This is a genomic window from uncultured Thiodictyon sp. (assembly GCF_903828115.1).
Classification (GTDB): domain Bacteria; phylum Pseudomonadota; class Gammaproteobacteria; order Chromatiales; family Chromatiaceae; genus Thiodictyon.
Genome location: NZ_CAIKKU010000809.1, coordinates 1 through 6,903, shown reverse-complemented (window position 1 = coordinate 6,903; position 6,903 = coordinate 1). Strand labels below are relative to the sequence as shown.

The 6,903-nt window shown below is 71.3% G+C and carries 5 protein-coding genes; 4 read left to right on the top strand and 1 reads right to left on the bottom strand.

Going from position 1 to position 6,903, the window contains the following annotated elements; translation table 11 throughout:
- From QZY48_RS29825 to QZY48_RS29810, 4 genes are all read left to right on the top strand, one after another.
- The coding region (locus QZY48_RS29825; protein ID WP_295437459.1) for a hypothetical protein at positions 1–201 on the top strand (201 nt) is incomplete at its 5' end.
- 15 nt (positions 202–216) lie between these two features.
- The gene (locus tag QZY48_RS29820; RefSeq protein WP_295437458.1) at positions 217–3,657 is read left to right on the top strand and encodes a hypothetical protein; all 3,441 of its coding nucleotides are present in this window, start codon (positions 217–219) and stop codon (positions 3,655–3,657) included.
- Entirely contained in the window at positions 3,654–3,812 is a 159-nt protein-coding gene (locus QZY48_RS29815; RefSeq protein ID WP_295437457.1) for a hypothetical protein, read from the top strand. The genes QZY48_RS29820 and QZY48_RS29815 overlap by 4 nt, the downstream gene beginning before the upstream one ends.
- A gap of 13 nt (positions 3,813–3,825) precedes the next feature.
- Positions 3,826–5,289, top strand: coding sequence for an RsmB/NOP family class I SAM-dependent RNA methyltransferase (locus QZY48_RS29810; RefSeq protein ID WP_295437455.1), 1,464 nt, complete (start codon positions 3,826–3,828; stop codon positions 5,287–5,289).
- Between the two features lie 324 nt (positions 5,290–5,613).
- On the opposite strand, the gene QZY48_RS29805 is transcribed toward QZY48_RS29810, so the two are convergent.
- Positions 5,614–6,903, bottom strand: a 1,290-nt coding sequence (locus QZY48_RS29805) for an IS66 family transposase (RefSeq protein ID WP_295437453.1), incomplete at its 5' end; no start/stop codon positions are given.

Genomic DNA, 6,903 nt, shown 5'->3' with positions numbered 1-6,903 from the left:
GTTGTCGTTGTCGTAATCGAACAATCCGATCACGACAACGACAACGACAACGACAACGACCAGGACAGCGTACCCGGGATCTCGGTCAACACATCAGTTCTGATCGCACCCGGCCATCTTCATTGTCGGCGAGGCCTCGCCTCAGCGCGGCGGGTCGCAGGCCACACCAAAATTCTACGCTGGCGCGCAGTAAATTGTTAAGGTTCCGATACCCATTTGGCCGCCGCCGCGCGGCCCCAGGAGCAACCAGCCCATGCGCCCCGCACCGCCCGCCCCAAGCTCCGTCCCGACCGCTCCGGCGACTGGTCTTCGGCCCCCTGTGCCTCATCGCGCTGGCCCTGGGCCAACCCTGCCCCGCCGCCCCCCCCAGAGTCCGCCCCCACATCGACCCAGGGCCCCGACCTGGTGAGCAACGGGGACTTCGAGCAGGCCGGCGGCAGCGCGAGCACCCCCTTCCCCGGCTGGACCTTCTTCTCCTGGGACGGCGCCGCGCAGGCGGCGCCGGATCGGGAGGCGCGCCCGTCCGGGGGTACCGCGGTCCACCTGCACGGCACGGCCCCGGGCAAGGCGGCCATCCACCAGCGCCTCCATCTGGTGCCCGGCCGCTACCGGCTGAGCGCGCTCGCGGCCTCCTGGGGGCTGCGCCCAGGCCGCGACAACCTGGGCGGCCGCCTGCTCCTGGAACTGCCGGGCAGCCGCCCGGCGATGGTGGCACTGCCCCAGGGGGATCAGGACTGGACCCCGGTGGACCTGGTCTTCGAGGTGACCCGGGAGACCGACAGCACCCTCTACTGCTTCCTCTACGGCCCCGGGGACCTGTGGCTCGACGAGGTGCGGCTGACCGCGCTCGCCCCCGGCGACCCCAGGCCCACGGGCGCGCAGCCGGCCGCGGCGAGCCGCGAACCCCTGCGCTTCACCCCGCCCCTGGTCGCGGCGGACCTGCTGCTCGCGGGCTACTGCGACGACCCGGATCAGGCCGCGCGCCCCCACTGCCGCCGCCTGGCCGCGGCGGATCGCGCGGCCCTGATCCCGCCGCGTCACCCGGGGCCGCGGGTGCTGGCCGCCTTCGACCCGCCGCGCTCGATCGGTGACGGTGCCGGTCATGTGGATCTGACCCCCGGCAAGGGCCTGCCGACGGACTGGTCCGGCTATGACTATCTGGACCTCCAGATCAGGAACCCGGGCGCGCGGCCCGTCGACGGTCTGGTGGAGATCCGCGACGCGCGCACCGCCAACTATTGGTCCCGGGTCAACTGGTACACCCGCTTCCTGCCCGGCGAGCAGCGGCTGCGTATCCCGCTGCAGGTCTTCGTCGGCGAAAAGTCGGTGATCAAGGAGCGCCGCCGCCTGGCACTCGACGCCATCACCCGGCTCTTCATCAGTGTGAACGGCGCCGGTCAGGTCCAGGTCATGGGCGCCGGACTGACCTCTGACCCGCCCTACCGCAATGACTTCGCGCGCCTGCTCAAGCTCGACGGCGGTACCGAGACCAGCCCGGTCATGGGCGGCTTCAGCCCCCTGACCGCCGACCTGGGCTATCGCCCCGGGCGCGGCTACGGCTTCGACCCGGCCACGCGCATCCCCAAGAGCGAGGACCGCCGCCACCCGGACAACCTGCTGCGCGACTGGCTTTCCATCGCCTCCGGGGGCCTGCGCTTCGACCTGCCGGACGGGGACTATGGCGTCTGGCTGATGCTGGAGGACCCGGGCTATTGGGAGTACGTGCAGAACTACGACCGGCGCGCCGTGCTCGCGCAGGGCACCGAGGTCTACACCGACCGGATGACGCCCGAGTCCCTGCTCGCGCGCATCTTCGCCCACCAGCACACCGAGGACCTGCCCGGGGACGACATCTGGACCCGCTACATCCGCGGCCGCTACCGGCCGATCGAGTTCCAGGTCCGCGTCACCGACGGCCAACTGCGCCTGGACTTCACCGCCGGCGCCGCCAAGACCTTCGCCAACACCCTGTCCGCACTGTTGATCTGGCCGATGGCAGAGGATCGGCAGGCGCGCGCCTTCATTGAGGAGCTATGGGAGCGGCTGCATGAGCAGTACCGCAACGAGTATGCGGAGGACCGCGAGCCGTCACCCGCCGCGGCCGACGCCACGGTGGCGCCCGGGCCGGGGCCGATCCCTGAACTGCGTGTCTTCCATCGCCATTGGGGCCAGGACCTCAAGGCCGCCGACCGCCCGCGCCCGGACGAGTCGGTCGCGCGCCTGGATATCGTCCTCGCCCAGGGCGAGTTGGAGCCCCTGACGCTCGACCTGTACGCCCTGGCCGGGCTGACCCTGACCGCCGCCGAACTGGACCTGCCGGGGCTGCACGTCGACCCCTACCAGGTCCGCCACAAGCTGACCCGCACCACCGACGACGGCGCCCGCTATGCCATGCTCCCGCGCCTGCTCGACCCCCTGACCCTGCCGCTGCAACTCCCCGCCGGACAGAGTCGGCGCCTCTGGTTCAGCGTCACCCCGCCGGCGGACTGCCCGTCCGGGACCCAGAATGGAACGCTGCGACTGACGCTCGGCGACGGCCGCCGACTGAGCCTCCCGGTCGCCGCCACGGTGCGGCCCTGGCCCCTGCCCGTCGCCAACCAGCCCTTCGGCTGGCTCGGCAGTGTCCCGGTCTACACCGAGAGCGCCTTCCCCGCCGCCCTGGCCGCCAAGCGGGCGGCCGACATAGCCCCGGCCCTGGAACTGGTCCGGCGCCACGGCATGACCGCCTTCACCGGCGGCATCGGCGGCGTCCTGCCGACCAAGGGCGCGGCGGGACTCGCCATCGACTTCTCCACCCTGGACGCGGTGCTGACCCAGGGCGCCCCCTTCCCCTTCCCGCCCCACAGCTATGGCGGCCTGGCCCCGCGCGGCCTCGGTTTCGAGCGCTACCAGGTCGGCGACACCCAACACGCCTTCGGCGCCCCCTACCCGGAGGTCCTGGCGCGCGTCCTGGCGGCCACCCGCGCCCATCTGGCCGGCGCCGACCGTTTGGAGCCCATCTACACCGTCGGCGACGAGCCCAGCGGCGCCGGCATCGCCCAGAGCGCCGCCCTGGCCGACGCGCTGCGCGCGGCCGGCGCCCGCAGTTCGGTCTTCACCAGCATCACCGACGCGAAATCGCCCGCCGCGGCCCTGGTGGGCCGGGTGGATCAGGTCTTTCTCACCCACCACAACGCCTGGGCCCTGGGCCAGATCCGTGCGGCCGACGGCCAGTGCGGCACCTACAACCTGGGCGGGCGCTATGCCCGCGGGCTCTACCAGTACCGGCTGCACCGCCTGGGCTGCCGCGCCGGCTATTTTCAGTTCGCCTTCAACGCCACCCACGTCGACCCCTACTATGCACTGGACGGGCGCGAGGACGACTTCGCCGCCGCCTTCCCCACGGATCAACCCGGCGTCCTGATCCCGACCCAGGACCTGGCGCGCTTCGGCGAGGCGATCGACGACTACCGCTACCTCCAGGCCCTGGAGACGGCCATCGCCCGCGGCGGCGACCACCCGGCGGCGACGCGGGCGGCCCGCTGGCTGGATGACCTGCTCAACGGCCTTGAGGTCGATCACCGCGCCCTGACCGCCCCGCCCCTGGACGACCAGGCCCTGGACCGGATGCGCGCCCAGGCGGCGGCCTTTATCGATGAACTGGGGGGCACTCGGTGAAGCCGTCGCCGCAGCGGGTCGTTGTCGTTGTCGTTGTCGTAATCGAGGTTATCGTAGCGCCGCGGATTCTCCCGCACCTCGAAGTGCATCGCTTTTTCGATCACGATTACGACAACGACAACGACAACGACAACGACGCTAAAGGCATTGCCTAATGGACCGGACCCTATGAACCCACGCGCATCCCGCGGCAGCGCCGCCTCTTTGCCGACCCCGCAGCAGGTGGCGGCCTCACCGCTCGGGCGTTACCGCGACCTCCTGGACGACTGGGACGCCTTCGCCGCGGCCCTGTGCCGACCGCTCGCCCCCTGCATCTGGGCCAATCCCACCCGCATCGCGGTCGCCGACCTGATCGAACTGCTGGCGACGGAAGGGATCGCGGCCGCGACCATCCCCTGGCTGCCGGGGGCCCTGCGCCTGCCGGTGGAGACGCGCTCCGGCCAGCACTGGTGGTACTGCGCCGGGCTCGCCCATGCGCAGGAGGAGGTGTCCCAACTTCCGGCCCTGCTGCTGGACCTGGTCCCGGGTCAGCGGGTGCTGGATCTGTGCGCCGCCCCCGGCGGCAAGACCGCCCAGATCGCGCTCGCCCTGGGCAACCGCGGCACCCTGATCGCCAATGACATCGCCCCCGCCCGCATCAAGGCCCTGCAAGGCAACCTGGACCGGCTCGGCATCCTCAATTGCTCCACCACCTGCACCGACGGGGCCAACTGGCCCGCCGCCGCCGGCCAGTTCGACCGCATCCTGGTCGACGCCCCCTGCTCCAGCGAGGGCACGCTGCGCCGCAGCCCGCCCCTGCTCGAACGACTGGACGCGGGCAGCCCGGCGCGCCTGGCCCCGCGCCAGCGCGCCCTGCTGCGCAAGGCGGTGCAGCGTCTGAAGCCCGGCGGGCGCCTCGTCTATTCCACCTGTACCTTCGCCCCGGAGGAGAACGAGTGTACGGTGGCCGCGGTCATGGCCGAGTACCCGGGGCAGTTGCGCCTGCTGCCGATCGCCCTGCCCGGTCTCATCGGCACGCCCGGCATCACCCGCTGGGAGGGGCGCGACCTGCCCGCCGAGTTGGCCCTGGCCCTGCGCATCTGGCCCCACCACAACGACAGCGGCGGCTTCTTCATCGCCGTCCTGGAGAAGGACGCCCGCACGGTCGCCGAGCCGGACCCGCTGCCCGCAGCCCTGGACCCGTCCGACGGCGCCGACTGGCTGCCCGACCTGCGCGACCACTACGGCCTGCCCGCGGACTGGTTCCAACCCCTGCGCGCCCACCGTCAGACCCGCCGCGGGCTGCACCTGATGGCCGCCGACCACTGCCCTCCCGCCCTGCCCAGGGCCGAGGGCAGCGGGCTCTTCTTCCACCGCACCAATGTCCGCCCGCCCAAGCCGACCACCAGCGCGGCGCTGCTCTTCGGTCCCGCCGCGACCCGCTTTCACCTGGCCCTGACGCAGGACCAGCGCGAACGCTATCTGCGCCGGGAACAATTCGACCCCACCCCCGAGCAGGCCGCCGCCAACCCGCCGGGCCAGGTGGTGGTGAGCTATCGCGGCGCCGTCCTGGGGGTCGCCATACTGCACCGCTCCGGCATCATCGAGAGCCTGTTTCCGAGCCGGTGGAGTGGGTGTACCGGCGGGGTTTGAGGGGCACCCCATGACCAAGCCTCAGCACCGGAGTGGGGCGTTCGAGGCAGCCGCGCACGCTCATGGTAATCTGGCGTGTCCTTCCGGCAAGGCTGCATGAATGCCGAGCGCAGTTCCGGTAGCGTGGGAGCCCCGCGTCCTTGGCGAACCCAAGGCCCGCCATTGTCGCTGTTGGCGGTGCGGGCGAGCCGCCAGTACCAAGCTGGGATGACGTCTGCCTGCCGGTGCTCGCCCGCGCCCCAGCGTGGTGACGCTGGTGGTCGGGACCTTGGCACGGCGGTGTGGGGAGGAGGCCCGCACGGGCGGCACGGGGCCGCCGCGGGATCAGTCCGGCGCGGGCTCGGCGGCGAGGCGCGCCAGCGCGGTGGTGTAATTCCAGGGCATCCAGGCCGGCGGGTCGAGTGCCACCGCGGCCGGATGGCGCTGCAGGGCGACCAGGTAATCAAACGGCGCCACTTGGTGCAGTTCCGCGGTATGGATCAGACTCATGAACAGATCGCCGACCTTGGCGCCGTTCAAGGTGCGGTAAAACAGCGAATTGTTCCGATGCAGGATGGCCTTCTTGAGCGCCCGCTCGCAGATGTTGTTGCTCAGCGGGGCGCCGGGTACGCGCAGAAACAGGGTCATTTTTTGCCAATGATTCTGCAGGTAGCGGATCGCCTGCCCGAGCCCCGAATTGGGCTCCACGGCGTGCGACTCGAACTGCTTGGCCATCCAGTCGTGGAGCGCCTGCATCCGCGGGCCGCTCTCCTGCTGGTGCAGGAGTAGGCGCGCGTGTGGGTCGAGTCCCTGTTGCTGGGCTTGGTGGTCAGTGTGGAACACGGGACGCAGGGTTTCCAGCACGAAGGCGACCTCGTCCGGAAAGGCATCATGGACCTCGACGAACTTGCGCCGCCCATGGGGAATACGGGACGCGGCCTGGGTGGGATGCGTTCCCGGGGTATTGCGCGCCAGGGCATCGGACATCTGGATCGGGGGCACGGGGTCGTGGCGCCGGTCGAGGACCTCGGCGAGGTGCTCCCCGGCATGGCAAGGTCCGGTTTTGAACAGGGCGATCGGACCGTTGACCGTCTCGGCCACCACCCCGGAGGTGAAGACCCCGGTGCGCTCGGCCTTGGCGCCTGGCGGCAGTGCCTCGGCGCGTGCTTCGGCGGTGAATTTCAGGATGCGCATGGTGGTGTCGTCGTTATAGAGCACCGTGCCCTGCGCCGCCTGCTGGGCCAGTTCCTCCACCGCGGGGGCGAGGCACGGCGCGGCCGCCGCGACCACATCCCATTGGGTGGTGGCCGGCAGGGGGATGGCCAGCGCCTGCTCCAGGCGTTGGATGCGATGAAACGGCAGCCCGCAGCCGTATTTCAGCAAGGCGATCATGGCGGCGGCGGTCGCGTCGTATTTCGACGCGCCCACGCCCGCGGGGGGGGCGGCCGTGAACACCGTGCCGCACAGCCCACAGCGTAACCGCTCCAGGGTGTAGACCTGCGCCTGCAGGGGCGCCACCCCGGTGACGCGCACCAGGACGGCGGGCTCCTGGCGTTGGACGTAGACCCGGCCGGTGCAGCCGGGTTCGGGACAGGGGTCGCCCTGCTTCAGGGTGGCGTGGGCGACCGGGAGGCG

Coding starts and splice junctions, on each gene's coding strand:
- QZY48_RS29810 (WP_295437455.1), top strand. CDS start 3,826: ATGAACCCACGCGCATCCCGCGGCAGCGCCGCCTCTTTGCCGACCCCG.